Here is a 26,770-nt window from a genome sequence, read left to right as displayed (position 1 = left end):
AGCGCCGCTACGGCGCCAGATATTGCAGCAGCCGCGGATTGTTGCGGACTTCATCAGCTGTGCCGGTGAGAGCGACGCGTCCGCGATCGAGCACGAAGGCGTGGTCGGCGACGCGCAGCGCCAGATCGAGATGCTGCTCGACGATCACCACCGCGATTTCCTTGGCGAGCGCAATCAGCCGGTCGGTGATCTCCTCGATCACGCCGATCCACACCCCTTCGGTCGGCTCGTCGAGCAGCAGCACGCTCGGCTCCGACAGCATCGCGCGACCGATCGCCAGCATCTTGCGCTCGCCGCCGGACAACGTCCCGGCCGCCTGATCGAGCCGCTGGCCGAGCTTCGGGAACATCTCCAGCACGCGGTCGACCGCGCGGCTGTCCTTGTTGGTCAGCGCCCCGACCGCCAGATTGTCGCGGATCGACAGCCGGGCGAACACCGGATGGTCCTGCGGCACGTAGCCGAAGCCGGCGCGGACGCGCTGCTCGGTCGGCAGCTTGGTGACGTCGCGCGAATCCAGCGAGACGCTGCCGCGCTTGGCCGGCAGTTCGCCCATGATCGCCTTCATCAGCGTGGTCTTGCCGGCGCCGTTGCGGCCGAGAATGGCGACGCCGCCGCGCCACGGCGCGGACAGCGACACGCCGAACAGCACCTGGCTGCGGCCGTAGCCGGTGTCGAGGTCGCGAATGTCGAGATAATGATCCTCAAGCACGGCGCAGATACACCTCCTGGACCTTCGGGCTCGCCTGGATCTGCTCGACAGTTCCGGTATCGAGGACTGCGCCCTGATCCAGCACGGTGAGGCGATCGCAAATGTCGCGGATGAAATCGAGATCGTGCTCGACGATCACCAGCGAGCAGCGCGATTTGATCGGCGCCAACAGCTCACCGGTGACACGGCGCTCTTCCAGGCTCATGCCGCCGGTGGGCTCGTCGAGCAGCAGCAGTTTCGGGTCCGGCGCCAGCGCCATGGCGATCTCCAGCCATTGCTGCTGGCCGTGCGACAGCGCCGAAGCATGCTCACTGGCCCGATCGACCAGCCGGAACTGCTCCAGCATGGCCATCACCTTGTCGTGCAGCAGGCCGCGGGTCTGCGAGAACATCAGCTTGGTGAGCGCAGTCTGGCCCTGCAACGCAAGCAGCACGTTGTCGTACAACGTCAGCGCCGGCAGCACTGAGGTGATCTGGAATTTCAGACTCATGCCGGCGCGGGCGCGCTCGGCAGGCGACGCCGACGTGATGTCGATGCCGTCGAAGCCGACGCGGCCCTCGGTGGGCACTTCTGCTCCAGCGATGCATTTCATCATCGTGCTCTTGCCAGACCCGTTGGGCCCGATCAGACCGTGAAACTCATTCGGCTGCACCGTCAGTTCGGCCCCGTTCAGCGCAGTGAGCTTGCCGAACACCTTTTTCATGCCGCGCGCTTCAAGCAGGGCCATGGCCGCGCTCCTTATGGCGGGGCTTTGGCGGCCGGCCGAAGCTGCCGATCCGTTCGCTGTGGCCGACGACCAGGCTGATCAGTCCGGCGGGACGGAACAGGATTACCAGCAACATCAAGGCGCCGAGAATGATCGGCCAGATGTCCTGGTAGGAATTGGACAGCCAGAACGACACAATCTCGATCACCACGGTGCCGATCACCGCGCCGATCAGCGTGCCGGAGCCGCCGAACAGTACGTACAACACCACCTGGGTCGACATCACCACGCCGAGCATGTTGGGCCAGACGAATCCCTCGTGGAAGGCGTAGAGGCTGCCGGCGAGCCCCGCAATCGCTCCACCGAGCGAGAACACGATCGCCTTGAGATGCTGAACCTTGTAGCCGAAGAAGGCGATACGCTGCTCATTCTCGCGGAGGCCGGCCAACGCCAGCCCGAACTGTGACCGCACCAGAAAGCGGCAACCGAGATACACCGCAAACAAGATCGCCAGTGCCAGATAATAGAACACCGGGCCCTCGCCCAGTTCGTAACTGCCGATCGTCATCTGCGGGATCGACGGGATGCCGTTCTGGCCGCCGAGATAGTACCAGCCGCGCGCCAGCCGATCGAACGCATAGGATGCGGTCAGCGTCCCGAGCGACACGAAGATGACGCTCGACGGATTGCGTCCAAGCAGCAGAAAGCCGCCGATCAGCAGCGCCAGCGCGAACCCGATCAGCACGCCGGCTGGCACCACCAGCAACGTCGAGGAGATGCCGAGATCGCGACCAAGCAGTGCAACGCCGTAGCCGGCGCCGCCAAAGAACACGGCCTGGCCAAAGCTCATGATCCCGGCGTAGCCCCACACCAGGTCGAACGACAGCGCGAACAGGCACAGGATCAGCACCCGCGTCATGAACACGGTGAGGTAGTCCTGCAGCACCAGCGGCAGCAGCAGGAACGCCGCGAGCATCACGATCTCGATGACCGGCAACACCGCGCGGCGGCGCCGGGTGCGCGGCGGCGCGACCGTATCGAAAGTCGAGGAAGCTTCAGTCATCGAGCCGCCCCGCGTATCGGATGGGACGCAGCGGGTGCTGCAAAGCGAACGCACAGGCACTCGCGCCGGGTACTGATGCGGGATTCCGGCGTTGCCTCTCCGCACGTCGTCCCGGCGCAGGCGGGGGCCCATACGCCGCAGTCTCTCGACTGGAACCCAGAGGCAGAGACATTCTCCTTACTTGAAGCGCCAGGGGTTATGGGTCCCCGCCTGCGCCGGGACGACGCGTGGTGGATGCAGCGGCCGAACAATTCATCCATATGCAATCACCCACCCGCGCGCTCAGAGAGGTGACGTCCGTGCGCGCCCACACGGCGCGGTATTTGGATTTTGGCTGGGCGAGACGCTGGTGACCGCATCAGCATTCCTTCGGGTCGACCAGACCTTCGCTCCGCGCGACGATCTCGTAGCTGCCGCTCTTGGCGACCGCGGTGTACATCTTCATTTTGCAATGGCGCTTGCCGGGCACCATCTCGGCCGGGCCACCGGGACCTTCGGTGATCTTGGCGTGGTCAAGCGCCGCGGCGACGCCGTCGCGGTCGATCTTGCCCGCTTCCTTCACAGCCGCCTCCCACAGTTTGAGGCCGCGATAGGTGCCGGTGGCGGCGCTGCCGGCCGCAAATAGGAAGTTGCCCGGATAGGCCTTGTCGTATTCGGCCTGCAGTTTGGCGCTGACCGGATCGTCCTTCGCAAGCGCTTTGAAGTAATCTAGGCAGCTCGCCAGGCCTTCGATCTCCGCCGGCTGATTGATGCCGAGCGTATTCTCGTCGTAATACACGCAGGCGAGCCGACCACCGTTCTTCAGGAAACCCGCTTCATAGAGCTGCTTGAAGAACGGACCGACACCAGGTGGAATCACGGTGTTGAACACCACGTCGACCTTGTTGGAAATGATGCGGTTGACGGTGGACGAGAAGTCGATCTGGTCGAGAGGGTAATACTCTTCAAGCACCACCTCGCCGCCATTGGCCTCGATCACCTTCCTGGCATAGACGTTGAGGGTGTGCGGCCAGACATAGTTGGCGCTCGGCAGCGCGAACTTCTTGCCGCCGTTCTTGATCAGCCAGGGGATGAACTCGTCGCATTGCTGCGCCGGAGTCGGACCGGTGCAGAACAGATACGGCGTGCACTCCTTGCCCTCATAGAGCTGCGGATAGAGGTACAGCGTCTTGCCGCGGGCGACGATAACGTCCTTGATGGCGTTGCGCATCGAGGAAGTGATGCCACCGAGCACGACATCGACCTTGTCACGCTGGACCAGCTTGCGGACATTGCCGACCGCGACCGCTTCGTTCGACGCTGTATCCTCGATGTGCAATTCGAGCGGCCGGCCGAGCAGACCGCCGGCATCGTTGATCTGCTTCACCACCATCTTGGCGACGTTGGCGTCCGCATTACCGGCGTAGCCCATCGGCCCCGTGATGTCGGTGGCGACGCCGACCTTGATCGGACCTTCGGCGGCATTGGCCCAATCGGCCGGGATCACCCAGCTTCCGACGCCGGTAGCAATGGCGGTGCTGGCAAAGGCGAAGCTGGAGAGGAAGCGGCGGCGGTCGAGCTGAAAGCTGAAGTCGCTGGACATCAGGCTAGATCCCTTTTCCCGAAACGAGGCCCTGCGGCCGGAATTTGATGAAGATGATGGCGAGCACAAACACGAGGACGTCGGCGATCACCGGCTGGATCACCCAGGGCAGCGCCGCCGACAGCGTGCCGATGATGCCGGCGCCGGCCACCGGCCCGGCGAAGGACCCGACGCCGCCGACCATCACGGCGATGAAGCCCTGGATCAGGAAGCGCAGCCCGAGATCGGCGAATAGCGAGAACACCGGAACGATCAGGGCGCCGGCGAGGCCGGCCAGTGCCGCACCGAAAGCAAAGGTGGCACCATAGATTGCGTTGGTGGAGATGCCGGAGGCACGCGCCAACGCCGGGTTCTCAAGCGAGGCGCGGACCCGCAGGCCGAACGAGGTGCGCGACAACAGCAGATAGCTTCCAATCATCACCAGCGCGGTGACGATCACGATCACCAGCCGCCATGTCGACAGATGCATGTCACCGATGGTGATCGAACCACCGACAGGCTCCGGCACCGAGATGTAGAGGCCACCGATCAGGCCGCGCACGATCTCGCGGATGATCAGGCCGAGCGCATAGGTACCGAGCATCGCCACGATCGGCGCGGCGTAGAACCGCCGCACGATCAGCCGTTCGAGCATCAATCCGAACGCCCCGACCACGAACGGCGCCGCGACCATGCCGGTCCAGACCGGCAGGCCGGCGGTGTGGGCCAGGTAGGTGACGTAGGCACCGAGCAGGACGAACTCCCCCTGCGCGAAGTTGAAGATGCCCATCATGCTGGCGATGATCCCGAGCCCCAGCACCACCAGCACGACGATGGACCCGAAGCTCAGGATTTCGAACAGGGCGGCGAACAGGTTTTCCATTCGGCGTTACCGGCTGACGGGCATCGCGCGTGCTACATCGTCTTCCAGTCGCCCGACTGTTCGAACGCATGAGCCGCACGGTAGATCGTCGGTTCATCGAAGTGCTTGCCGACCAGCATCAGGCCGATCGGCAGGCCATCGACCATGCCGCAGGGGATCGACATCGCCGGATGATGGGTGATGTCGAATGGCGCAGTGTTGGTGATCATCTCGAATGCGCGACCGATCACTTCCTCACGGGGGGCGTTCGGTGCCGGCAACGGCGTTGCCTTCATCGGCGTCGTCGGCATCAGCAGAAGATCGAAATTTGCCAGCGCCGCATCGTAGGCGGCGGTGATGCGCCGCGAGATGTTGACGGCCTTGCCGTAGTAACGCGGGCCGAAGGTGTTGTTGATATAGGTGCCGAGCAACAGCATCATCTTGGTGGTCTCGGACAGGGAGTCCGCCTGGCCGCGCCAGCCGCGATGCGCCTTCATCAGCGTCGTCGAGTAAAGATCCGGGCGGCTGAGGCCGTAGCCATCCCCTACCATCATGGTCTGGGTCATGCCCTCGGTGCCGATCGGCATCCACACCGCGCCGGCCAGATTGTGGGCCGGGATCGAGATTTCCTCGATGGTGGCGCCGAGACCAGCGAGGCGTTTGGCGGCCTCGCGGACGCTTTCGTTCACTGCAGGCTCTCCGCCGGGCTGCTCGAAGCCTTCGCGGACGATGCCGATCTTCATGCCCTTGATGCCTTGGCCGAGCGCCGTGGTGTACTCGTGCACCTTGGGTGCGCGGATACGAGGGTCGTAACCGTCGTCGCCGGCGAGCACTTCGAGCAGCAGCGCGTTGTCTTCGACGTTAGCCGTCATCGGCCCGGTGTGATCGACATAGATCTCGATCGGCATGATGCCCGTGTAAGGAACGAGACCCCAGGTCGGCTTCATGCCATAGGTGCCGCTGAATGACGACGGCATCCGGATCGAGCCACCCTGGTCGCCGCCGATCGCCATATCGGCCTCCCCCAGCGCCACCACCACAGCGCTACCTGAGGACGAGCCGCCGGCCGAATAGCCCATCTTGTGCGGGTTGTGCACTGGGCCATTGGAGCCGGTGTGGCTGCCGCCGGACATGCAGAAATGCTCACAATGCGTCTTGCCGAGAATCTCGCCGCCGGCGTCGAGGATACGGGTGACGACGGTGGCGTCGAAGTCCGGCACGTAGCCTTCGAGCGTCGAAGAACCGTTCATCATCGGCACGCCGGCCAGCATGATGTTGTCCTTCAGCGCGACCGTCTTGCCTTTGAGCTTGCCTGAGGACGCGCCCTGCACGCTCGCCTTGCGATACCAGGCATTACGCTGGTTCTCGTCCGGGCCCGGTGTGTAGCCGGGCGTGCGCGGGTACTTCACCAAGGGCACTTCGTCGGGCAGCGCCGCAACAACATTGTAGGCATCGATCGACGGCTGCATCAGCCCGCGAAACGAGACGATGTCCTCGTCGGTGAGCGACAGGCCGCACTGATCGGCGACTTCGAGAAGCTGCGTCGGGGTGGGAAGCGAAACGGCCAAGATCATTCTCCTGCGCGTAGGCGGATCGGCGATGCGGCCCGGGGAAGGCCTGGAGCGGCTCGCGCGAACGGCGCCGCGTCACAGCGATAATACATACGGAAATATTTTCCGTTTCAAGTATTATTTTGCGACTGAATAGCGCGAACGCGAGTGGCGCCGTCTAGAAGGTGCGGAGCAGCTTGAAATCCAGGCCGTCGGCCTCGGCAAGGTGCATCGTCATCCGTGCACGGCCGTCCCTGATCGTCACGTCGCCGCGGCCGCCCTGGTACACAACATTGCGCGCTGCCTGCAGCAGCGAGCGGGCCTGCAGCGTCTGCGCCTTTTCGGCAATCGTCGCCAGAAATCGCAAACCTTCATAGTTGGACTGCCCGACCGACCCGATCGGCGGCGCGGTCGCCCCGAACATCCGGCGATAAGAATCGCGAAACGCATCATTGGCAGCGCAGTCGTAGCAGCCGAAATAGCCCGAGGCGCAGAACAGATTCTCGGTATTGTCCGCGCCGATGCCCAGCAGCACCGTCTCGTCCATCGCACCGGCCAACCGGAGGATATGGCTCGAAAGCCCAGCTTCGGCGAAGGAACGATTGAACGTCACGCTGTCGTTGCCGATCAGCGAAATCAGTACGACATCGGGTCGAGCGGCGCGAATCCGGTCGAGGTGCCGTTCGTGATCGTCCTCGCCGAGCGGCACGAACTCCTCACCAACCACCTTGCCGCCCGCCTCCTTGATGTACTTCTTGACAGCGCGATGCGACAGCCATGGCCAGACGTAATCGCTGCCGATCAGGTACCAGCGCTGCGCCCTTCTCTCCTGGGCCAGCCAGTCGATCGCCGGCCGGCTCTGCCAGCGCGGCGTCTCCCCGATCGCCATCACGCCGGGAGCACGCTCGCCGCCTTCATAGACCGGCGTGTAGATATAGGGCACGCGACCTCGGATGGCGTTCCGCAGTGCTACCCGCACTGCACTGATGTGCGAGCCCATCACGATATCGACGTCGTCGTAGTCGACCGCCAGAGCGACCCGCCGAGCGACGTCCTCGATCGGACCGCCGGCATCGCTGAACACCAGTTCGACCTCGCGGCCCAGGATGCCGCCGCGCTTGTTGATTTCCGCAGCCGCGAGCAGCGCCGCATTGGTCGAGGCCGGCCCCCACAGCCCAGGCGAGCCCTGGAAGGTGACGAAATTCGCAACGCGAAGCTTGTTGCGTGCGCGGCGCGAGGCCGCGCCGCCGCCGTCTCCCGGCCCTTCCACCCAACGCGCATCGGTAAGCGCGCCGCGCTCGAGAAAACCGAGCGGCGGCACTCCATAGGCGCCACTATGTCCGAGATCGACAGCCGAAAGCACGCCCTCTCCTGCCTGGTGCGGGTGATCCCCGCCGAAGTCCCCTCCCCGGGTTCGACGATCGATGCTATTCGAAAATATTGAATCTTCAAGGATTGCTGTGCATATAGATGCAGCAAACTGCGCATCCGATTCACTCAGACGGAACGATAAAGTCTCATCGTGGCCAAATCGCCGACCCGCAATCCGCCGATCACCGAGCACCTCGCCTATCTGCTGGCGCAGGCCAATCGGGAGATCAACCGCCAGCTCGAAGCACGGCTACGCAGCGAAGGGGTGCCGGTCGAGCAATGGCGCATCCTCAAGGTGCTGTCCGACGGCAAGGGCCATTCGATGGGCGAACTCGCCGAGGCGGTGCTGCTCAATCATCCGACCCTGACCAAGATGATCGACCGAATGGTTTCGGATTCGCTGGTGTATCGCGTCCAGGATCCGGAGGATCGCCGCAAGGTGCTGATGTACACCTCCGACCGCGGCAAAGCTCTGACCCAGCGTCTCAATACGTTGGCGCTGAGCCAAGAGGCGCATATCGCCGAAAACTACGGCGACAAGGCCACTGCCGAGCTGAAGCGGCTGCTTGAAAGCCTGATCGACAGCGCCACCTGAGCGCCCTCCATCGTCGCGGATGCTGCGGCTGCGAACAGCGCAGCCGCCTGCAGCGACACGCCGCAAGATACGGCGGTCGCAACGTCTATCCTGCACCGCCGAACTGGCTTAGATCAGCGGGCGATGCGCCGTGCCAAGCGGCCGCCCATTCGAGTGAGGAAACATGGAATACCGATCACCCTGGATGACCGAAGAGCTGGACACGTTCCGCGACCAGTTTCGCAAATTCCTCGCCAAGGACCTCGCACCCCATGGCGACAAGTGGCGCAAGCAGAAGATGGTCGATCGCTCGGCCTGGCTGAAGCTCGGCGAGATGGGGGCGCTGCTGCCCAGCGTTCCGGAAGAGTATGGCGGGCTCGGCGCCAGCTTCGCCTACGATGCCGCGGTCTATGAGGACATGGAGAAGATCGTCCCCGACGCGCTGTCCGGCGTCACCGTGTCGAGCGGCATCGTGGCGCACTACATCCTCAACTACGGCTCGGAAGAGCAGAAGCGGCGTTGGCTGCCCGGCATGGCGCGCGGCGAGTTGATCGGCGCAATCGCGATGACCGAGCCCGGCACCGGCTCGGACCTTCAGAGCGTGCGCACCACCGCCAAGCTCGATGGCGACGACTATGTCATCAACGGCCAGAAGACCTTCATCACCAACGGCCAGAACTGCGACCTGATCATCGTGGTTGCCCGCACCGGCGGCGCAGGCGCCAAGGGGCTATCGCTGATCGTACTGGAGACCAAGGACAACCCCGGCTTCAAGCGCGGCCGCAACCTCGACAAGATCGGCCTGCACGCCTCCGACACCTCCGAACTGTTCTTCGAGAATGCCCGCACGCCGAAGCAGAACCTGCTCGGCGGCGAAGAGGGCAAGGGCTTCGTGCAGCTGATGCAGCAGCTGCCGCAGGAGCGGCTGATCATCGCGATCGGCGCGGTGGCGGCAATGGAACGCGCGGTCGCTCTGACCTCGGACTACACCAAGGAACGCAAAGCCTTCGGCCAGCCGATCATCGAATTCCAGAACACCGCCTTCGCGCTCGCCGAGCGCAAGACCGAAGCCTTCATCGCGCGGGTGTTCGTTGATTACTGCCTGGTGCAGCTGATCGCCGGCAATCTCGACGCCGTCACCGCCTCGATGGCGAAATGGTGGACGACGCAGAAGCAGGTCGAGACCGTGGACGAGTGCCTGCAACTGCACGGCGGCTACGGCTACATGCAGGAGTATCCGATCGGCCGGATGTTCATCGACTCGCGGATCCAGAAGATCTACGGCGGCACCAACGAGGTGATGAAGCTGCTGATCGCTCGCTCGCTCTAACGCGAACAATGCAGGCGCCTCCGCTACTGCTGCAATTCAGCGGTGCGGAGGCGCCGGCAGTGTTCAGTCGCCGCTTTCCGAGACTTCGCGCTTGAGACGGCGCGGATCCTGGGGCTGGCTATCCCATGGCACCGGCCGCTCCAGCCAGCGCTGGATAAAATTCCAAGAGCGCCGATAGCCGTTGTGCGGCAGGGTGCAGTCCGAACAATCCTTGCGCGTCAGCCCATTGCGATCGACGAAGGTCTTGTAGGGGCCGGGGCACTGATAGGCGCTCAGCGGGCAGTAACAGAACAGGCAGTTGAATTCCCGCTCGACGCCGCGATGGCACGGCAGAAACGGGCAGGCCTCGTTGGTGAAGCCCTTAAAGGCTTCGTTGGTCGTTGTGTCTTTCGGCTCCATGACCGTTCCCTCGCGCCGCAGCAATGGGCCGCCAGCTCGATCGCAGCGGCGCTGTGGCTGATTCTGATTGAAGGGGGATGAGTGCTAGGCGATGCCAAGCGTCGCGTGACGCTGCTCCTGCGCCGCGCGCGGCTTTGCCTGCTAAGAGAATTCGGTCATCGCTGCTCCGCTCTCGACCCGCCGTCGATCGGTTAGATGCTTCCGTCTTCGGCCGGTCTCCTGGCTCACGGATGTCGTCTGGATCGCCTTCCCGACGCCGATGGCGTCAGTGGCATATGATCCGGACAGATCCGCTTACAGTTGCGGGGGCAGCTACGGATTTGGCGAAAAACACCGCACCGTATTCCCAGTTTCACCTCGCACGCGAGGCACCGAAGACGTCAAAACCAGAGCACGGGGCTGCAGCCTGTGCAAGCAAAAAGGCTTCGTTCTAAACGGCCAGCCTAACCGACTACGCGATTGACCCAGACGATCCGCCAACCGGACGAGCCCAGCCGGTCGATCTGCGTCAGCGACAGCGGATCGATCACAAAGCTCAGCGCAGCCTCGGGGGATGTCTTAAGGGCAATCGCCAGCACGGCGCGAATGGTGCCGGAGTGTACCACCAGCACGACGTCACCACCGGGCAGCCGCGCCAGACCGCGCCGCACCCGTTCGATCTGATCGACGAAGCTCTCGCCGCCCGGCGGCGCCAAGCGCGCCGCATCCTGCCAGAATGCATCGTAGGTAGGGCCGAGTTCGCGCGACAGATCGTCGTGACGGCGCCCGGTCCAGCTGCCAAAATCCTGCTCGCGGAAATCGGGGTCGAGCATCGCATCGAAGCGGAGTGCTGCGGCGGTCTCGCGCGTGCGCCGGCTGGGGCTTGCGACCACCGTCGCATCGTGCGGCAGTTGCTCGCAGAGCGCAGCGAGCACCGCAGTGTCGCCGAGATCGACCGGCGCGTCGGGAGCGTGAATCACGCCCTTTGGCCCATCCACCGGCGCATGCCGCACCAGCCACAGCCGGCTGAAGTCGCTCATCGGTCATCCTCGCGCAGTCATGATCCGTCCGACAGAGCACGTCGGAGCCATGCCTCGCAAGCGACGACGACCGCTACCGCCCGGCGTCCAAAAAAATAGCAACCTCTGCCGCCTCTCGGAGTTGAAGCCCCCAAGTTCCATCAACCCTATCAGATGATCTAACTTGAAAGGCGGACCATGAAGGATGTCCATCGCGTGCTGATCGACAAACTGCGCGAGCATTCCCGTCTGTCGGCCGATGACCTCACCGCGATCCGCAATTTGAGTTTTACGCTGCGGGAGCTCGAGAGCAGCGAGGATCTGATCCGCCAAGGCGAAACGCCGAAGGGCGCCGCGCTCGTCGTCGAAGGCATGGTCGGACGGTATCATTTGCAGCGAAACGGCCGCCGCCAATTCCTGTCGTTTCACATGGTCGGTGACCTGCCGGATGCGCAGGGGGTTTTTTTGGAGCGGATGGATCATTCGCTGTGTGCGATTGGGCACGCGGTGACGGCGATCATCCCGCATCGGGAGATCCTGCGGATGTTCGAAGCCCGGCCCGGGCTCGGCTTTGCGATCTGGCGCGAAACCCTTGTGGACGCGGCGATTTTCCGCGAAGCGATCACCAACAATTCGGCCCGGACGATGAAGGCGCGGATGGCGCACCTGTTCTGCGAATTGTTCTACCGCGCCGAGGTCTCGAAGCTGACCGACGGTAACTCGATGCAGCTCCCGATCAGCCTCGCCCAGCTCGGCGACACGCTGGGCATGGCGATCGCGACCGTCAACCGCACCATCTCGTCGCTGCGGGCGTCGAAGACGATGGACTTCCGCTATGGGGTGCTGACGATCCGCAACTGGCAGGGGCTCGCCAAGATCGGCGAATTCGATCCCGGCTACCTGCACCTGAAGCGCGCACCGGCGCGCTGAGGCGCTCCGGCGAAGCTACGCGGCAGCGTCGTCCGGCTCGGGATAGACGCCGCGCAGCACCACGTCGAAGTGCTCCTTCACCGCATCATTGCAGCGGCAGGCCCGCGACCGCAGCTTATCGGCATCGTCAACGATCAGGGCGCCGCGCCGCGTCGTGAGAATGCCCTCCTGGCGAAATGCCTGCAGCACGCGGCTGGTGTAGCTGCGGCCGACGCCCATCATCGCGGCGAGCTGTTCATGGGTGAGCGGCACCATGCTGTCGCCGGTGCGGTCCATCGCCGCCGCGATCCACTTCGCGGTGCGCTGCTCGATCGAATGGATCGCGTTGCACGCGGTCGATTGAAACATCTGCGCCATCAGACAGTCGGCGTAGCGCGCGAAAAAGGCCTTGAAGCTCGGCGACCGATCCTTGGCGGCCTGAATGTTGAGGATCGGCATGCGGACGAACGGGCCCTCGAACTTGACAACGATCAGACAATACGCCGGCAGGAAACCGGAGCTGACGATGCCGCCGACCGCGCCTTCGCGCCCGACCAGCACCGTCTCGACGCCGCGGCCGTCGCCGTCGGTCACCTCATAGGAGACGAGGCTCGGCCCGCACGGGAAGAACGCGCTGCCAACGTGATCGCCGGGGCGATACAACAGATCGCCGGCGGCCCGGGTCTCGCACCTCAGATGCGGACGCACGAGCTCGAAATCGCTTGGGCTCAGTGCTCGCAACAAGTTGTTGTTGGGCCGCTCAGAAGAGGCGATCACGGCTGTTCCTCTGTCTACTAGTGAACGGAACAAATAATGCGCTGCGGCTACATTGGTTCCAGCGTCCAAGCGAGGCACGTTGCGAGTGTCTCCAGCCTTAGCCCGGTGGACGGCTTGTCAGCTCGCCCCTCCCCACACCGTAAGGCACCCATTGGCTGTAGGCGCAACGATCCTATCGACGACTGCTTCTGCTCATCGCTCAAATGAGATCAGGCGTGTAGCACCGTGCGCCGCGACGACGCGGAGGTCACGCCATGCCGCATAAGGTCGACCTCACCTCCTGCGATCGCGAGCCGATCCACATCCCCGGCAGCATTCAGCCGCGGGGCTGCCTGCTGGCGTGCGACTCGCAAGCCGTGCGGATCACGCGCATCTCGGAGAACGCCGGCACGATCCTGGGCCGCGAGACGCCGCGGGTCGGCGAGCTGCTGGCCGATTACTTCGGCGAGACGGAGGCACACACGTTGCGCAACGCGCTGGCGCAGGCGTCCGATCCGAAGCGGCCGGCGCTGATCTTCGGCTGGCACGACGGCGGCACCGGACGCACCTTCGACGTCTCGCTGCATCATCACGACGGCACCTCGATTATCGAATTCGAGCCCGCGGCCGCCGACCAGGCCGACAACCCGCTGCGGCTGACGCGGCAGATCATCGCACGCACCAAAGAGTTGAAGTCGCTCGACGAGATGGCGGCGCGCGTGCCGCGCTATCTGCAGGCGATGCTCGGCTATCACCGGGTGATGATGTATCGCTTCGCCGCGGACGGATCCGGCAAGGTGATCGGCGAGGCCAAGCGCAGCGACCTCGAGAGCTTTCTCGGCCAGCACTTCCCGGCCTCCGACATCCCGCAGCAGGCGCGACTGCTGTATCTGAAGAACGCGATCCGCGTGATCTCGGATTCGCGCGGCGACAGCAGCCGGATCGTGCCGGAGCGCGATGCCTCCGGCGCCGCGCTCGATCTGTCGTTCGCACACCTGCGCAGCGTCTCGCCGATCCACCTCGAATACCTGCGCAACATGGGCGTCAGCGCCTCGATGTCGCTGTCGATCATCATCGACGGCACGCTGTGGGGGCTGATCGCCTGCCATCACTACGAGCCGCGCGTGGTGCCGATGGCCCAGCGCGTCGCCGCCGAAATGTTCGCCGATTTCTTCTCGCTGCATTTCACCGCGGTCCATCACCAGCGCCGCTTCCAGTCGTCGCTGCGCACCCGCCGGACGCTCGATGCGCTGACCAGCCAGATGTCGTTCGATGCCTCGGTCGACGACTTCCTGCGCGCGAATCTCCCGCGCATTGCCGACCTGATTCCAAGCGACGGCGTCGGGCTGTGGATGAACGGCGTCTGGACCGCGCATGGTTCGACGCCGCCCGCGAATGCGCTGCCGTCGATCATGTATCTGCTCACCGGCCGGGCCGGCAACGAGATCGTCGCCACCCATGCCCTCGCCGACCGGATTGCGGCGGCGACCGACTATGCGGGTGCGGCCGCCGGCATGCTGGCGATCCCGTTGTCGCAGACCGCCGGCGATTACTTGCTATTTTTCCGCAAGGAGCAGGTGCAGACGCTGAACTGGGCGGGCGATCCGAACAAGACCTACGACACCGGACCGCTGGGCGACCGGCTGACGCCGCGCAAGAGTTTCTCGATCTGGAAAGAGCAGGTCGAAGGCCAGTCGATCCCGTGGAGCGCGGATGATCGCGACACCGCAGCCACCATCCAGGTCGGCTTGCGCGAAGTGCTGCTGCGACAGAGCGAAATTCTCTCGGCCGAGCGCAAGAAGGCCGAAGTGCGCCAGCGCGTGCTCAACGAGGAGCTGAATCACCGCGTCAAGAACATCCTGGCGCTGATCAAATCGCTGGTGAACCAGCCGGCCGGCGAAGGCAAATCGCTGGAGGAATTCGCCTCGGCCTTGCGCGGGCGGATCATGGCGCTGTCGTTCGCGCACGATCAGGTGGTGCGGTCCGACGGCGGCGGCGCGCTGCTCGATCTGATCCGCGCCGAGCTGTCACCCTACCCGGCCACTCAGATCACGCTGGATGGCCCGGACGTCGGCCTCGATTCCCGCGCCTATTCGGTGCTGGCGCTGGTGCTGCACGAGCTGGCCACCAATGCGGCGAAGTACGGTGCGCTGTCGCGATCATCGGGCCGGCTACGGGTGAGTTGGTCGGTGCGCGACGACGGCCGCTGCGACATCGAATGGACCGAGAGCGGCGGTCCGCCGGTCCGGCCGCCGACCCGGCACGGCTTCGGCACGGTGCTGCTGAGCCGCAGCATTCCGTTCGATCTCGGCGGCTGGAGCGAGATCGACTACACGCCGGGCGGTGTCGTCGCCAAGCTCGGCATTCCCGGCCAGTTCGTCACCGAGTCGCTGCAGCGGCTGTCGAGCCCGCAGCCGAACAATGCGAGCGTCGACAGCAGTTCGCTGAATATCGCCAATGCGGCGATCCTGCTGGTCGAAGATCAGCTCGTGATTGCGCTCGATGCCGAGGAAATGCTCGGGGCGATCGGTGCAAAGTCGGTGATCTCGGTCGCGTCCGCCGAAGAGGCGCTGCTGACGATCGCACAGCGGCCGCCGACGCTGGCGATCCTCGACGTCAATCTCGGCAACGGCAGTTCACTGCCGGTCGCCGACGAACTGGAGCGGCTCGGAATCCCGTTCATGTTCGCGACCGGCTACGGCGACACTGCGATGATCCCGGAGCGGATGCGCGACCTGCCGATCGTGCGCAAGCCATATTCGATCGAGTCGCTGCGCGGCGCCCTGTCGGCGATGCTCGACGCCCGCGGCTGACGAGCTTCCCGCCCCGGCCTCAGCCGATACCGACACCGAGCAGGCGGTCGGCCAATTCCCGATCGGCCCTAAACTCCGCCGCCTGGCCACGCCAGACGATGCGGCCGCGCTCGACCACCAGCACGTCGTCGGCAAAGTCGAGCGCGCGCTCGATCTGCTGTTCGACCAGCACCACGGTCATCTCGCCGGACTGCGCGAGCTTGACGATGGTCTCCATCAGCTGATCGCAAATCACCGGCGCGAGGCCCTCGAGCGGTTCGTCGAGCAGCAGCACGGTCGGCTTGCCGAGCAGCGTGCGCGCCAGCGACAGCATCTGCTGCTCGCCGCCGGAGAGCTGCATGCCACCATGGTTGCGGCGCTCCGCAAGCCGCGGAAACATCGCGTACACCGAGTCGAGTTCGGACCGCGGCCGGCCCTTCAGTCCGGTGAACAGGTTTTCCTCGACGGTGAGCGAGCGAAACACGTCGCGAGTCTGCGGCACGTAGCCGAGGCCTGCGGCGGCCCGCGCATAGGTCTTCAGCCCGGTGACCTCGCGTTCGCCGACCCGAACCGTCCCGCCTTTGTGGGTGGTCAGTCCCATCAGCGTCGCCAGCAGCGTGGTCTTGCCGACGCCATTGCGGCCAAGCACGGTCAGCCGCCCGCCTGCCGGCACTGCAAAGCTGATGTCGCTCAGGATGCTCACCGAGCCGTAGCCCGCCGCGAGACCTTGAACCTCAAGACGTGCGGCGGGCATCGGCATAGTTTCCCAGATAGGCCGCACGGACGGCGTCGTTTTCCTTCACCTCGGCAGGCGTGCCTTCGAAGATCAGCGCGCCATTCGCCAGCACCAGCACGCGCTTTGCGAATTTGAACACCAGGTCCATGTCGTGCTCGATCATCAAGATCGCGATATCCGGCGACATCCGGCCGATCGCCTCGAGAATCCGCGGCGACTCGTCGTGCGGCACCCCGGCCGCCGGCTCATCCAGCACCAGCACCCGCGGCTTCATGGCGAGACCGATCGCCAGATCGAGCAGCCGCTGCTGGCCGTAAGCCAGCTTGGTCACCGGCGTCGCCGCCAGATGGCCGATGCCGAGCAGGCTGAGCACGCTCTGCCACTCGTCGCGGACGTCGGCTTTGTCCATCACCGAGGAGAACATCCGCTTGGTCAGGCCGCGGCGCTGCATCACCGCCAGCGCGACGTTCTCGGCGACCGTAAGGCTGGTGAACAGCCGCGTTACCTGGAAGGTGCGTACCAAGCCGCCGCGGACGCGCTCAGGGATCGACGCGGTGGTGACGTCCTGGCCCGCCAGCAGGATACGGCCGTCGGAGGGCGCCAGATCCCCGGAGAGCTGATTGACCAGCGTGGTCTTGCCGGCGCCGTTCGGCCCGATCAGCGCGACCCGGTCGCCACTCGACAGCGTGAACGAGACGTCGTCGGTGACGCGCAAGCCACCGAACGATTTCGACAGGTGCTGGACTTCGAGCAAGGTCGTCATCGCGCCGCCCTCGCCTGCCGGAAATCGCTGATCCGCCGGGTCACTTCGTTGACCAGCCCCTTGGGGAAGAACAGCACCACCACGATCAACAACACGCCGACCAGGATCATCCAGTGGAACGGGCTGGCGGTCGAGACGTAGTGGTGAAACAGCTCGAACAGGATCGCGCCGATCAACGCGCCCCACAGATTGCCGGCGCCGCCGAGGATCAGCATGATCAGGGCTTCGGCGGAGCGTTCGAAGCCGACGCTGTCGAGCCCGACCACGCCGGTATTGATCGCCGTCAGCGCACCGCCGAGACCGGCGACCGCGCCGGCGACGCAGTACATCACCACCAGCCGCGGATACACCGAGACGCCGATCATCCGCGTCCGCAGCGTGTCGTCCTTGATGGCACGGCACATCAGCGCGAACGGCGAGCGGGCGAACCGCAGCAGCGTCACCATCGTCACCAGCAGTACGATCACCGAGAAGACGTAGCCGGTGCGGCCGAACATATCGAAGTTGAAGATGCCAAACACCGGGCTCGGCGAGATGCCGGCCAGGCCATCGCTGCCGCCGGTGATCGACGACAGCTTGTTGGCGAGCGCGGCGACGAGCTGACCGAACGCGATCGACAGCACGAGCTGGGGCAGACCGCGGAAGCGCGTGACCAGCAGGCCCGAGACCAGCCCGGTGGCCGTGCCGGCAAGCGCGCCGACCAGCAGCATCAGGATCGGATCGGTGACGCCGGCGAGACAGAAATTCCCGGCCGCATAGGCGCCGACGCCGAACAGCGCCGCATGGCCGAGCGTGGCGACGCCGCAATAGCCGGTGACGAGATCCAGCGAGATCACCAGGAACGCGAGGCCGATCACCCGGATCAGGAAGGCGAGGTCGTCGGGATAGACGAAATATCCGATCGCTCCGAGCGCGGCGATCACCGCCGCGGCGATCAGGTCGTTGCGAAGACCGGCCCAGGCCGACGGCGCAGCGGTGACGGACAAGGTCGCCATCCTAGTGCGCCTTTCCGAACAGGCCGTGCGGGAACACGTAAACGATCACGATCACCGCGACATAGAAAAAGAACTCACCGAACTCCGGCGCCAGATATTTGCCCGTGGTGTCGGCGAGGCCGAGCAGCAGCGACGCCGCCATCGCACCGGTCACCGAGCCGGCGCCGCCGACCGAAACCACGACCAGGAAGGTCACCATGTAGCGCAGCGCGTAGAACGGCTCGACCGGCAGCAGCTCGGCGCCGACCACGCCGCCGAATGCCGCGAGCCCGACGGCCAGCGCGAAGGTCGCCGAATAGACGATCTGGGTGCGGATGCCGAGCGCCTCGGCCATATCGCCGTTGTCGACGGCCGCGCGCAGCCTGACGCCAAATTCGGTCTTCTCGATCATCAGCCACAACGCCACCGCGGTGACGACACCGCAGCCGATCACGAACAGCCGGTGCGCCGGGATCATGCGAAAGCCGAGATCGAACGGCCCCTTCAGCATCTCCGGCAGCGGGATCGGCTTCGAGGTTGGACCGAAAATGTAGTTGGCGATGCCGACGATGAAAAAGGTGATGCCGATCGTCAGCAGGATCTGGGTCAGTTCATCGGAGCGACGATAGATCCGCCGGTACAGCAGAAACTCGAACGGCACCGAGATGATCACGGCACCGATCACCGCGATCAGGATGGCGATCGGATAGGATACGCCGAGCGAGGTCAGCGCGAACGAGGCGAGGTAACCGCCGATCATCGCAAACGCGCCGTGTGCGAGATTGACCACGCGCATCAAGCCCATCATGATCGACAGGCCGATCGAGATCGTGAACAGCACCATGCCGTAGGCCAGTGCGTCCGGCAGGATTCCGAGAATCGTCCTCATCACAGGGCCGCTGGCGCGGACGCCGTCGATGCCGTTCGCTTCGATCCAGCCTTCACAATCTCACTCCCGACTCACTGGGCGCGCTAACCGTTGAACGTCAGGCGCTTTCTTCAAGAGGACCACGATCCGCTTTGTTCGAAAACGCTATAGTCGACCGGAGCCCTCCGCGCCAAGTCACGAACGAAGGCGCGAAGGGCTCAAAGTTTCGGCTTACTGCTTAACAAGTCCCCAGTCCGGCTGATCCTTGAAGGTCTCGATCTCCTTATTGATCAGCTTGCCGTCCTTCTTTTCCACTTCGCGCAGATACACGCTCTGGGTGATGTGACGGGTGGTCGGATCGATCGACACCGGGCCGCGCGGGCTGGTCCACTTCATGCCTTCGACAGCCTTGACCGCCTTCTCGGGATCCTGCTTGCCGCCGGTGGCCTCGATCATCTTGTAGATCAGACGGGCACCGTCATAGGCCGCGACCGAGGTCATGGTGACGTCGCTGAGCTTGGCGCCGCCCTTTTCGAGCTGGGCCAGGAACGCCTTGTTCTCGGGCGAGTCGTGCGACACCGCGTAGTGGTAGGTCGACAGGATGCCGATGCCGGAATCGCCGATGTTCGGCAGATCGGGCTCGGTCACCACGTCGCCGGTCGACATCAGCTTGACGCCGCCCGCCTTGAGGCCGTTGTCGATGTAGGCCTTGACGAAGCCGAGGGTCGGCGGACCGGCCGGCAGGAAGGTGAAGATCATGTCGGCGCCGGAATCCTTGATCCGCTGCATGATCGGACCGAAGTCGGTGGTGGCGAGCGGCATCCGGATCGCCTCGACGACGCTACCGCCTTCGGCCTCGAAGGTCTTCTTGAACGCGGTCTCGGCGTCGATGCCCGGACCGTAATCGCTGACCGCGATCGCGACCTTCTTGGCGCCCTTCTGCTTGGCGACCTTGGCGGCGGGCACGGTGTTCTGGAACATCGTGAACGAGGTGCGGACGATGTAGGGGCTCTTTTCGGTGATCGATGAGGTCGCCGCGTTCAGCACCACCATCGGCACCTTGGCTTCCTGCAGCAGCGGCGCCACCGCCATCGCGTTCGGCGTGAAGTACAGGCCGGCGATGTACTGCACCTTCTCCTTGACGATCAGCTCCTGCGCCAGCGCCTTGGACTGCGCCGGATTGGGCGAGACCTCGTCACGATAGACGAACTCGACGGTGTGGCCGCCGACCTTGTTGCCGTGCTCGGCGACCCAGGCGTCGATGCCCATCTTGAAGTTCTGGCCGAACAGCGCGTACGGCCCGGACATGGTGCCGATCACGCCGACCTTGATGGTGTCGGCGTGGGCGCCTGCCGCGACGAACGACAAGGCCGCAGCCGCGCAGACCGATCGAAGTCCCTTCATGTTGTGCTTCCTCTCCTCTGGCTGACGAAATTGGTGCCGCTGATCGCTAGAACATCTCGAAATATTCGCGCTGCTCCCACTCGGTGACTTCCGCCTGGAAACGCTCGATCTCGGCATTCTTGATGAAGGTGTAGTAGTCGATGAACCCGTCGCCCATCGTGGTGCGGAAGAACGGATCGTCGCGCAGCGCGAAGATCGCCTCGCGCAGCGACTTCGGCAGCAAGTCCGCCTGGGTCTCGTAGGGCGTGTCCGCCGACGGACCCGGATCGAGCTTGCGATCGACGCCGTCGAGACCGGACAGGATCTGCGAGGCCATATACAGATACGGATTGGCCGCCGGCTCGCCGACCCGGTTCTCCATCCGGGTGGCGCGGTCGCCGGGACCGCCGAGGACGCGGATCATCACGCCGCGATTGTCGCGGCCCCAGATCGCCCGGTCCGGCGCCAGCGAATACGAGCGATAACGCTTGTAGCCGTTGATCGTCGGCGTGGTGAACACCGTCGCGGCGCGGGCGTGGTGCAACAGACCGGCGAGATAGTGCCTGCCGAGATCGGACAACACCTCGGTCTGCGACACGAAGGCGTTGCTGCCGTCGGTCCGCGACACCAGCGACTGATGCAGATGCCAGCCGGACGACACCACGTTGGGTATCTTCGGCCGGCACATGAAGGTGGCGTGGTAACCATGCCGGCGGCAGATCTGCTTCACGGCGCTGCGGAACAGCACCATCAGGTCGGCGGGCATCAGCCCGACGGTGGGCTGGAAGGTGAATTCGCACTGGCTCGGCCCGAACTCGACTTCCATCGAGCGCAGCGGCAGGCCGAGCGCCATCACGTCGTGACGGATCAGGTCGAGCACCGGCTCGATCTGATCGTAGCGCTGCTCGGTGAGATACTGATAGCCGTGCGAAAGCAGGCTGACGGCCGGCGGCTCGCCGGGCTGGCCGGCATGCTCCGGCGACATCATCACGTCGTCGAGCTTGAAGACGTGGAATTCGACTTCGAGCCCGGCCATGTAATCGTAGCCGCGGTCGGCCAGTTGCTTCAGCACCGACCGGTAGAGGCCGCGCGTTGCGAACGGCACCGGCTGACCATTGCCGAAATACAGATCGCACAGCACCCAGCCGGTCTTCGGCGCCCAAGGCAGGACACGGAAGGTGGTCGGATCAGGCAGCATGATGGCGTCGGCGCCGCCTTCCATCTCCTTGATGCCGAAGCCGCCGCCGGCCTTGAACACCGGAAACACGGTGCGGTGCGAGGTATCCTTGCACAGCATCGTGGTGGTGATCGAAGCGCCGCTGTCGAGACAGCTCAGCGCTTCGGCGGTGATCAACGTCTTGCCGCGCAGGATGCCGTGCTGATCGGGGAACGAGAACCGAATGGTCTCGAGCCCCTGTTCTTCGGCGATCCGCCGTACCCGCGCCGCTGCTTCGATCTGCTCGTCGGACCAGAGGCCGTACTTCTCAACCAGACTCAACGTTCGATCCTCGATCCGTTGCCGCGCCGTCTCATTCCGCTGCCGTCAGATGCGGCACCTTCGCCGCGATCTCGGACGGCACCGGCGCGGCCCAGGGCGCGCCGCGGCGACGCTTGACGTCGACCTCCATCCAATAGGTTTCCCAGCCGCGGCTCGGGCCGATGCCGTCCATCGTGGCCGGCCCTTGGATCGCGCGGGCCGCAGCCTCGTCGAGCGCCAATAGCGGCTTGGCGCCGGTGGCGGCCTTTTCGATCTCCTGCCGCAGCAGCCGGCGATACTGGATGATCGCCTTGTCGCTTTGTCCGAGATGTTCGCGGGTGCGATCCTGGATCGCGCCCATCGACTCCACCGCCCACTGGTCGTGCACGTTGATGTCGAGACCCATGCCGGTGTAGGTCGCGGTCGCCTGTTCGTGCGGATCGAAACCGTAATCGTTGGTCTTGTTGCGGCGCGACTTGTAGTCCGGCAGTTCGTAGAGTTCGAGGCGCTGATCGCGCATCTTCACCTTGTCGACCGGCGCGGCGTAGCTGGTGAAAATCGCGTACCAATAGCAGTGGGTGTCGTCGACCGGGACGTGCCACTGCGTGATCGTCATCTCGGTGCTCATCGGGATGACGAAGCCGTGCGGGAACAGCTGATTGGTGACGCGAACGTGGGTACGTTCGTCGTCGATCTCACGCAGCGCGATCAGCCGCAGGCCGTATTCGGTGTGCTCGACATTGATGATCGGGCGATCGTATTCGCGCAGCACCTTGGTCATCGGCAGATCGCTGCCGGCGGATGCGCCGCGGAATTGCTTGCCGTAGGCCTGCGAGGTGTCCTCATCCTCGAAGAAGCGATGCAGGAACGAGGCGTGCGCCGGATCGATGCCGACCTCCAGCGCCTGCAGCCAGTTGCATTCCATCAAGCCCTTGAACGCGAACACGTGGGTGTCGGGCGCGATGAAGCAATCGATCTCCGGAAAAGCCGGCGGCTCGCCCGCGCCGAGATAGGCCCACAGGATGCCGCCCTTCGCGACCACCGGAAACGCGCGCTGCTTGATGTTCTTGCACAGCGGCGAGCCGGCGGGCTCGGCGGGGGTGTCGATGCAGTTGCCGTCGACATCAAACAGCCAGCCGTGGAAGGCGCAGCGCAGGCCGCCGTTCTCCAGCCGGCCGAACGCGAGATCGGCGCCGCGATGCGGGCAATCGCGATCGATCAGGCCGTAGCGGCCGGTCTCGTCCTTGAACAACACGAAGTCTTCGCCGAGCAGTCGCACCGGCTTGATCGGCCGCTCGCCCTCCAGCTCGTCGACCAGCGCCGCCGGCTGCCAATAGGCGCGCATCAGCTTGCCGCACGGCGTCCCCGGTCCGACCCGGGTGATCAGATCATTCTGTTCCTGGCTCATCATGGCGTTGGCCTCCTTCGCGCAGCCTCGGCGGGCCGCTTGTTGTGAGCGCAGGAGCGATCGCGGGTCAGCGAGCGCAGCAGGTGGCCGGTGCCATAGCCGCTCGAATTGATCCTGACCATCATCCGCCCTGCGCGACAAAACGTTCAATAGACGAACATTCGTTCGTTTAGAATGAAACTGCCTCTAAAGAGCATTTCAGGCAAGAACAAATTCTCCGCGTTCCGTGCCTATGAGGATGGCAGCCGCCTAACTCGCTGGCGAACTTGTGTTCGTTGAACGAACAATCGTATAGCTCAGCGCTCAAAGGTCGCGGCGCCTGCCGTCAGCGCCTCGCCTCATCCCCATACCGAAGTACCCGCATGCCCAAACTGAAACGAACTGCCGACGATGCGCCAAGCGAGGGTGCCGAGTTCATCGAAAGTCTGTCGCGCGGCCTGCGGGTGATCGAAGCGTTCGGTTCCGAGAAGCGGCCGATGACGCTGAGCGATGTCGCCAAGGCGTGCGGCCTGCCGCGCGCGACGGCGCGGCGGATCCTGCTGACGCTGCAGAGCGCCGGCTATGTCAGCAGCGACGACCGGCTGTTTGCGCTGACGCCGCGTGTGCTTGGTCTCGCGTCGGCGTATCTGGCGTCCAACCAGATCAGCGCGGTGCTGCAGCCGCTGATGGATCGGGTGTCGGCCAGCGCCAAGGAAGTTTGCTCGCTGGCGATTCTCGACGGCGACGACGCGGTGTTCGTGGCGCGGGCCAGCCCGGCGCGGGTGTTCTCGGCCGGGATCGATCTCGGCTATCGGTTGCCGCTGTTCTGCACCTCGGTCGGCCGCGTGCTGCTCAGCCGGCTTGATAATAACGAGCTGACCGCGACGGTCGGCGCGATGACGCTGACCAAGCAGACCGAAGACACCATCACCGACAAGCAGACGGTGATCGCCACCATCATCGCCGATCGCACCAAGGGCTACTCGCTGGTCGACCGCGAAGCCGAGCCCGGCTTCCGTTCGGTCGCGGTGCCGATCCGGCGCTATGACGGCACGATCGTCGCCGCCGCCAATATCGGCGCCCATGTCGACCGCATCACCACCGGCGAAATGATCGACCGCTTCCTGCCGCTGCTGCAGGCGATGGCTGAAGAAGCGAAGCCGCTGATGATGTGAGGACGCCGACCGCGTCCTTGTATCATCCGGTCGGCCGTGTCCGGCGCTCGGAAATCGCCCGCCGCAGCACGCGCGAGATCGCCTCGACCGAATACGGCTTCTGTACCAGTTCGAAGCCCTGGTGCGCGTTCTCGGCGAGCACACTGCTGTAGCCGCTGGTCAGCACAACCGGCAGGCCGGGATAGCGCTCGCGGATGATGGTGGCGAGTTCGACGCCGTTCTTGCCGGGCATGATCACGTCCGAGAACACCAGGTCGAACGCGAACTCATCCTCGGCCAACGCCGCCAGCGCCTCATCGGCGGATTTCGCCCATTTGATGGTGTAGCCGAGATCCTGCAGCAGCTCGGTCGAGAACTTCCCGACCTCGACATTGTCTTCCACCACCAGGATGCGATGGCCAAGCCCGCCCGCCGGATCGGCGCGCGACAGCGTCGCCGCCGCGGTCTGCTCCGGGGCCTGCGCCTGCGGCAGATAGATGGTGAACGTCGCGCCCTCGCCCTGCGTACTGTGCACGCTGATCTCGCCGCCGGACTGTTTGGCAAAGCCGAAGGCCTGACTGAGACCAAGCCCGGTGCCGCGGCCGACTTCCTTGGTCGTAAAGAACGGTTCGAAGATCACATCGAGATTGCTCGGCGCAATGCCGCTGCCGCTGTCGGTGACCGAGATCGCCACGAACGCGCCGGGCCGCGCCGGTTGCGACCGCACCGGCGGAATCTCGTCGACGCGGCGGAGCGCGATCGACAGCCGGCCCTCGCCATTCATCGCGTCGCGGCCGTTGACGGCGAGATTGACCAGCGCCGTCTCGAACTGGCCGACGTCGGCGATCGCGTAGTTCGGCCCCAAGCCGGTGTCGACGTCGATCTCGACACGGCTGCCGACCAGCGGTCGGATCAGATTGGCGATGCTCTGGATCTGCGCTGCGACGTCGAACACCACCGGCGACAGCGGCTGCCGCCGCGCGAACGCCAGCAACTGCCCGGTCAGCTTCGAGGCGCGATCGGCCGTATCCGAGATCGCATCGACATAGCGGCGGCGGCGCTCCTCGGGCAGATCGCGCCGGCGCAGGAAGTCCACTGCGGAGCGGATGATGGTCAGCAGGTTGTTGAAGTCGTGCGCGACACCGCCGGTGAGCTGCCCGACCGCCTCCATCTTCTGCGCCTGCCGCAGCGCCTCTTCGTTGCGCCGGCGCTCGGTGGAGTCGATGCCTTCCGCCAGCACCGCCATCACGCCGCCTTGCTCATCCGACACCGGCCGCAGCGAGAAATCGATGTGCCGCGGCCCGGCCGGAAGCTGCAGCTCCAGATCGAGCTTGGCGATCTCCCCTGCCCGCGCTGATCGGAACGCGCGTTCGATCACCACCGGCGCGTCGGGCGTCGCGTCGAACCACGGCGTGTTCCAGAACAGCGCGCCCAGCACCTGCGCCGGCTCGGCCCCGATGCCGGCGAGCGCGGTGCCGTTGACGTAGAGCAGCCGCCCCTTCAGATCGAGCAGGCCCTGATACTGGTTGGTGGTCTCCAGAATCGCGCGGAGTTGCGACTCGCTGGAATGCAGTTGCGCGGTGCGCTGCGCGATCAGCCGCTCCAGCACATCGTTGACGTTGCGCAGATCGATCTCCGCCTGCTTGGCGCTGGTGATGTCATGGGCGACGCCGATGAAGCCGATGTGGCGCCCGGCCGGATCCCAGCGCGGCTGCGACTCCGACCTGATCCATCGCCATTTTCCGTCAGCGCGACGGTAGCGGCCCTCAAGCACGAACGGCTGCAGCGAGGCTTCCCCGGCGACGCTGTTACGGACCACCTCGGCGACATCGTCGGGATGGATGATGCTGCGCCAGTCGAACACCAGAGCTTCCTCGTAGGGCAACCCGATGAAGTCGCAATAGGCGCGGTTGGCGAAGCTGCGGGTGCGGTCGAGCCGCGTCACCCAGATCGGCACCGGCGCGCTGTCGGCGATCAGCTTGAAGCGCTGCTCGCTCTCGCGCAGCATCTCGCGGGCGACGGCGCGATCGGTGATGTCGATATGCGCGCCGACCATCCGCACCGCACGCCCCGACGCATCGCGTTCGATCCGGCCCTCGGCCGCGATCCAGCGCACTTCGCCGTCGTTCGGGCGGATGATGCGATACTCGGCCGAGTAGCGCTCGGAGGTGCTGTTGACGAGATCGAGAAACTGCCGCTCGGCGCGCTCGCGATCCTCCGGGTGCAGTCGGCGCACCCAATCTTCATGCGTCTCGTTGACGGCCTCGGGCGGCAGGCCGTGGATCGCCAGATACTCCGGCGAGCGGTGATTGCGGAACCCGGCGGTCAGATCCACCACCACACCGCCGACTTTGGCGATGCGCTGAACCTCCGCGAGTTCCCTTTCCCGATCGATGAGCGCCTGCTCGGACGCCGACAGCTTGTTGGTCACCTGCAGCCTCTTGGGGC

23 protein-coding genes and 1 riboswitch are annotated in these 26,770 nt (G+C 64.8%); of the genes, 5 read left to right on the top strand and 18 right to left on the bottom strand.

Going from position 1 to position 26,770, the window contains the following annotated elements; all coding sequences use genetic code 11:
* Positions 1-7: 7 nt before the first annotated feature.
* From LRC39_RS05315 to LRC39_RS05285, 7 genes are all read right to left on the bottom strand, one after another.
* The gene (locus LRC39_RS05315; protein ID WP_346296562.1) at positions 8-709 is read right to left on the bottom strand and encodes an ABC transporter ATP-binding protein; all 702 of its coding nucleotides are present in this window, start codon (positions 707-709) and stop codon (positions 8-10) included.
* A complete protein-coding gene (locus LRC39_RS05310; protein ID WP_346296561.1) occupies positions 702-1,436 on the bottom strand; it encodes an ABC transporter ATP-binding protein in 735 nt (244 codons plus the stop codon). Before LRC39_RS05310 ends, LRC39_RS05315 begins: the two co-directional genes overlap by 8 nt.
* Positions 1,423-2,478 (bottom strand): branched-chain amino acid ABC transporter permease, encoded by a 1,056-nt coding sequence (locus LRC39_RS05305; RefSeq protein ID WP_346296560.1) that lies wholly within the window; start codon positions 2,476-2,478, stop codon positions 1,423-1,425. The genes LRC39_RS05310 and LRC39_RS05305 overlap by 14 nt, the downstream gene beginning before the upstream one ends.
* A 358-nt stretch (positions 2,479-2,836) precedes the next feature.
* Entirely contained in the window at positions 2,837-4,060 is a 1,224-nt protein-coding gene (locus LRC39_RS05300) for a substrate-binding protein (protein WP_346296559.1), read from the bottom strand.
* A gap of 4 nt (positions 4,061-4,064) precedes the next feature.
* The gene (locus tag LRC39_RS05295; RefSeq protein WP_346296558.1) at positions 4,065-4,922 is read right to left on the bottom strand and encodes a branched-chain amino acid ABC transporter permease; all 858 of its coding nucleotides are present in this window, start codon (positions 4,920-4,922) and stop codon (positions 4,065-4,067) included.
* A 32-nt stretch (positions 4,923-4,954) separates the two neighbouring features.
* Positions 4,955-6,469, bottom strand: coding sequence for an amidase (locus LRC39_RS05290; protein WP_346296557.1), 1,515 nt, complete (start codon positions 6,467-6,469; stop codon positions 4,955-4,957).
* Positions 6,470-6,629: 160 nt separating this feature from the next.
* Positions 6,630-7,814 (bottom strand): substrate-binding domain-containing protein, encoded by a 1,185-nt coding sequence (locus tag LRC39_RS05285; RefSeq protein ID WP_346296556.1) that lies wholly within the window; start codon positions 7,812-7,814, stop codon positions 6,630-6,632.
* 159 nt (positions 7,815-7,973) lie between these two features.
* Here LRC39_RS05285 and LRC39_RS05280 point away from each other — a divergent pair, with 159 nt between their 5' ends.
* Together LRC39_RS05280 and LRC39_RS05275 are read left to right on the top strand one after the other, a co-directional pair.
* Positions 7,974-8,417 carry a MarR family winged helix-turn-helix transcriptional regulator gene (locus LRC39_RS05280; protein WP_107343166.1) on the top strand — a complete coding sequence of 148 codons (444 nt, stop codon included), beginning with the start codon at positions 7,974-7,976 and terminating at the stop codon, positions 8,415-8,417.
* Between the two features lie 163 nt (positions 8,418-8,580).
* Positions 8,581-9,726, top strand: a complete 1,146-nt coding sequence (locus LRC39_RS05275; RefSeq protein ID WP_346296555.1) for an acyl-CoA dehydrogenase family protein — start codon at positions 8,581-8,583, stop codon at positions 9,724-9,726.
* 63 nt (positions 9,727-9,789) lie between these two features.
* Here the strand turns inward: LRC39_RS05275 and LRC39_RS05270 are convergent, their stop codons facing one another.
* Both LRC39_RS05270 and LRC39_RS05265 read right to left on the bottom strand, forming a co-directional pair.
* Positions 9,790-10,125 carry a cysteine-rich small domain-containing protein gene (locus tag LRC39_RS05270; protein WP_011156527.1) on the bottom strand — a complete coding sequence of 112 codons (336 nt, stop codon included), beginning with the start codon at positions 10,123-10,125 and terminating at the stop codon, positions 9,790-9,792.
* Positions 10,126-10,317: 192 nt separating this feature from the next.
* Positions 10,318-10,516: riboswitch (cobalamin riboswitch) on the bottom strand.
* A 52-nt stretch (positions 10,517-10,568) separates the two neighbouring features.
* Entirely contained in the window at positions 10,569-11,144 is a 576-nt protein-coding gene (locus LRC39_RS05265) for a histidine phosphatase family protein (RefSeq protein ID WP_346296554.1), read from the bottom strand.
* A 177-nt stretch (positions 11,145-11,321) separates the two neighbouring features.
* Here LRC39_RS05265 and LRC39_RS05260 point away from each other — a divergent pair, with 177 nt between their 5' ends.
* Positions 11,322-12,053, top strand: coding sequence for a Crp/Fnr family transcriptional regulator (locus LRC39_RS05260; RefSeq protein ID WP_346296553.1), 732 nt, complete (start codon positions 11,322-11,324; stop codon positions 12,051-12,053).
* 15 nt (positions 12,054-12,068) lie between these two features.
* Here the strand turns inward: LRC39_RS05260 and LRC39_RS05255 are convergent, their stop codons facing one another.
* A complete protein-coding gene (locus tag LRC39_RS05255; RefSeq protein ID WP_107354402.1) occupies positions 12,069-12,809 on the bottom strand; it encodes a Crp/Fnr family transcriptional regulator in 741 nt (246 codons plus the stop codon).
* Between the two features lie 254 nt (positions 12,810-13,063).
* On the opposite strand from LRC39_RS05255, the gene LRC39_RS05250 reads away from it, so the two are divergent.
* The gene (locus LRC39_RS05250; RefSeq protein WP_346296552.1) at positions 13,064-15,601 is read left to right on the top strand and encodes an HWE histidine kinase domain-containing protein; all 2,538 of its coding nucleotides are present in this window, start codon (positions 13,064-13,066) and stop codon (positions 15,599-15,601) included.
* Positions 15,602-15,620: 19 nt separating this feature from the next.
* Here the strand turns inward: LRC39_RS05250 and LRC39_RS05245 are convergent, their stop codons facing one another.
* From LRC39_RS05245 to LRC39_RS05215, 7 genes are all read right to left on the bottom strand, one after another.
* Positions 15,621-16,334, bottom strand: a complete 714-nt coding sequence (locus LRC39_RS05245; RefSeq protein ID WP_107357399.1) for an ABC transporter ATP-binding protein — start codon at positions 16,332-16,334, stop codon at positions 15,621-15,623.
* Positions 16,315-17,079: an ABC transporter ATP-binding protein gene (locus tag LRC39_RS05240; protein WP_107354400.1), complete on the bottom strand. Its 765-nt coding sequence runs from the start codon at positions 17,077-17,079 to the stop codon at positions 16,315-16,317. The genes LRC39_RS05245 and LRC39_RS05240 overlap by 20 nt, the downstream gene beginning before the upstream one ends.
* On the bottom strand, positions 17,076-18,074 hold the full coding sequence (locus tag LRC39_RS05235; RefSeq protein WP_107354399.1) for a branched-chain amino acid ABC transporter permease: 999 nt from the start codon (positions 18,072-18,074) through the stop codon (positions 17,076-17,078). The genes LRC39_RS05240 and LRC39_RS05235 overlap by 4 nt, the downstream gene beginning before the upstream one ends.
* 1 nt (position 18,075) lies before the next feature.
* Complete coding sequence (locus LRC39_RS05230; RefSeq protein ID WP_107343157.1) at positions 18,076-18,942, bottom strand: branched-chain amino acid ABC transporter permease; 867 nt, start codon at positions 18,940-18,942, stop codon at positions 18,076-18,078.
* A gap of 210 nt (positions 18,943-19,152) precedes the next feature.
* The gene (locus LRC39_RS05225; protein ID WP_107343156.1) at positions 19,153-20,325 is read right to left on the bottom strand and encodes an ABC transporter substrate-binding protein; all 1,173 of its coding nucleotides are present in this window, start codon (positions 20,323-20,325) and stop codon (positions 19,153-19,155) included.
* A gap of 46 nt (positions 20,326-20,371) precedes the next feature.
* Entirely contained in the window at positions 20,372-21,802 is a 1,431-nt protein-coding gene (locus LRC39_RS05220) for a glutamine synthetase family protein (protein ID WP_346296551.1), read from the bottom strand.
* Between the two features lie 31 nt (positions 21,803-21,833).
* The gene (locus tag LRC39_RS05215; protein ID WP_346296550.1) at positions 21,834-23,192 is read right to left on the bottom strand and encodes an aromatic ring-hydroxylating dioxygenase subunit alpha; all 1,359 of its coding nucleotides are present in this window, start codon (positions 23,190-23,192) and stop codon (positions 21,834-21,836) included.
* 359 nt (positions 23,193-23,551) lie between these two features.
* Between LRC39_RS05215 and LRC39_RS05210 the strand changes: the two genes are divergently transcribed.
* Positions 23,552-24,343 carry an IclR family transcriptional regulator gene (locus tag LRC39_RS05210; RefSeq protein WP_346296549.1) on the top strand — a complete coding sequence of 264 codons (792 nt, stop codon included), beginning with the start codon at positions 23,552-23,554 and terminating at the stop codon, positions 24,341-24,343.
* Between the two features lie 22 nt (positions 24,344-24,365).
* Here LRC39_RS05210 and LRC39_RS05205 read toward each other — a convergent pair whose 3' ends face one another.
* Positions 24,366-26,753, bottom strand: coding sequence for a PAS domain S-box protein (locus LRC39_RS05205; protein WP_346296548.1), 2,388 nt, complete (start codon positions 26,751-26,753; stop codon positions 24,366-24,368).
* Between the last annotated feature and the right edge of the window lie 17 nt (positions 26,754-26,770).

The sequence above is a fragment of the Rhodopseudomonas sp. P1 genome, from assembly GCF_039642825.1.
GTDB lineage: Bacteria > Pseudomonadota > Alphaproteobacteria > Rhizobiales > Xanthobacteraceae > Rhodopseudomonas > Rhodopseudomonas palustris_H.
Note: the sequence above shows the minus strand (reverse complement) of the source record. Positions and strands in the feature narration are given on the sequence as shown.

Excerpts from the sequence above, each read along its gene's own strand:
- LRC39_RS05310 (WP_346296561.1), bottom strand. The coding sequence starts at position 1,436 with ATGGCCCTGCTTGAAGCGCGCGGCATGAAAAAGGTGTTCGGCAAGCTC.
- LRC39_RS05250 (WP_346296552.1), top strand. The coding sequence starts at position 13,064 with ATGCCGCATAAGGTCGACCTCACCTCCTGCGATCGCGAGCCGATCCAC.
- LRC39_RS05300 (WP_346296559.1), bottom strand. The coding sequence starts at position 4,060 with ATGTCCAGCGACTTCAGCTTTCAGCTCGACCGCCGCCGCTTCCTCTCC.
- LRC39_RS05215 (WP_346296550.1), bottom strand. The coding sequence starts at position 23,192 with ATGATGAGCCAGGAACAGAATGATCTGATCACCCGGGTCGGACCGGGG.
- LRC39_RS05265 (WP_346296554.1), bottom strand. The coding sequence starts at position 11,144 with ATGAGCGACTTCAGCCGGCTGTGGCTGGTGCGGCATGCGCCGGTGGAT.
- LRC39_RS05240 (WP_107354400.1), bottom strand. The coding sequence starts at position 17,079 with ATGACGACCTTGCTCGAAGTCCAGCACCTGTCGAAATCGTTCGGTGGC.
- LRC39_RS05275 (WP_346296555.1), top strand. The coding sequence starts at position 8,581 with ATGGAATACCGATCACCCTGGATGACCGAAGAGCTGGACACGTTCCGC.
- LRC39_RS05225 (WP_107343156.1), bottom strand. The coding sequence starts at position 20,325 with ATGAAGGGACTTCGATCGGTCTGCGCGGCTGCGGCCTTGTCGTTCGTC.
- LRC39_RS05245 (WP_107357399.1), bottom strand. The coding sequence starts at position 16,334 with ATGCCCGCCGCACGTCTTGAGGTTCAAGGTCTCGCGGCGGGCTACGGC.
- LRC39_RS05270 (WP_011156527.1), bottom strand. The coding sequence starts at position 10,125 with ATGGAGCCGAAAGACACAACGACCAACGAAGCCTTTAAGGGCTTCACC.
- LRC39_RS05305 (WP_346296560.1), bottom strand. The coding sequence starts at position 2,478 with ATGACTGAAGCTTCCTCGACTTTCGATACGGTCGCGCCGCCGCGCACC.
- LRC39_RS05295 (WP_346296558.1), bottom strand. The coding sequence starts at position 4,922 with ATGGAAAACCTGTTCGCCGCCCTGTTCGAAATCCTGAGCTTCGGGTCC.
- LRC39_RS05260 (WP_346296553.1), top strand. The coding sequence starts at position 11,322 with ATGAAGGATGTCCATCGCGTGCTGATCGACAAACTGCGCGAGCATTCC.
- LRC39_RS05210 (WP_346296549.1), top strand. The coding sequence starts at position 23,552 with ATGCCCAAACTGAAACGAACTGCCGACGATGCGCCAAGCGAGGGTGCC.
- LRC39_RS05235 (WP_107354399.1), bottom strand. The coding sequence starts at position 18,074 with ATGGCGACCTTGTCCGTCACCGCTGCGCCGTCGGCCTGGGCCGGTCTT.
- LRC39_RS05230 (WP_107343157.1), bottom strand. The coding sequence starts at position 18,942 with ATGAGGACGATTCTCGGAATCCTGCCGGACGCACTGGCCTACGGCATG.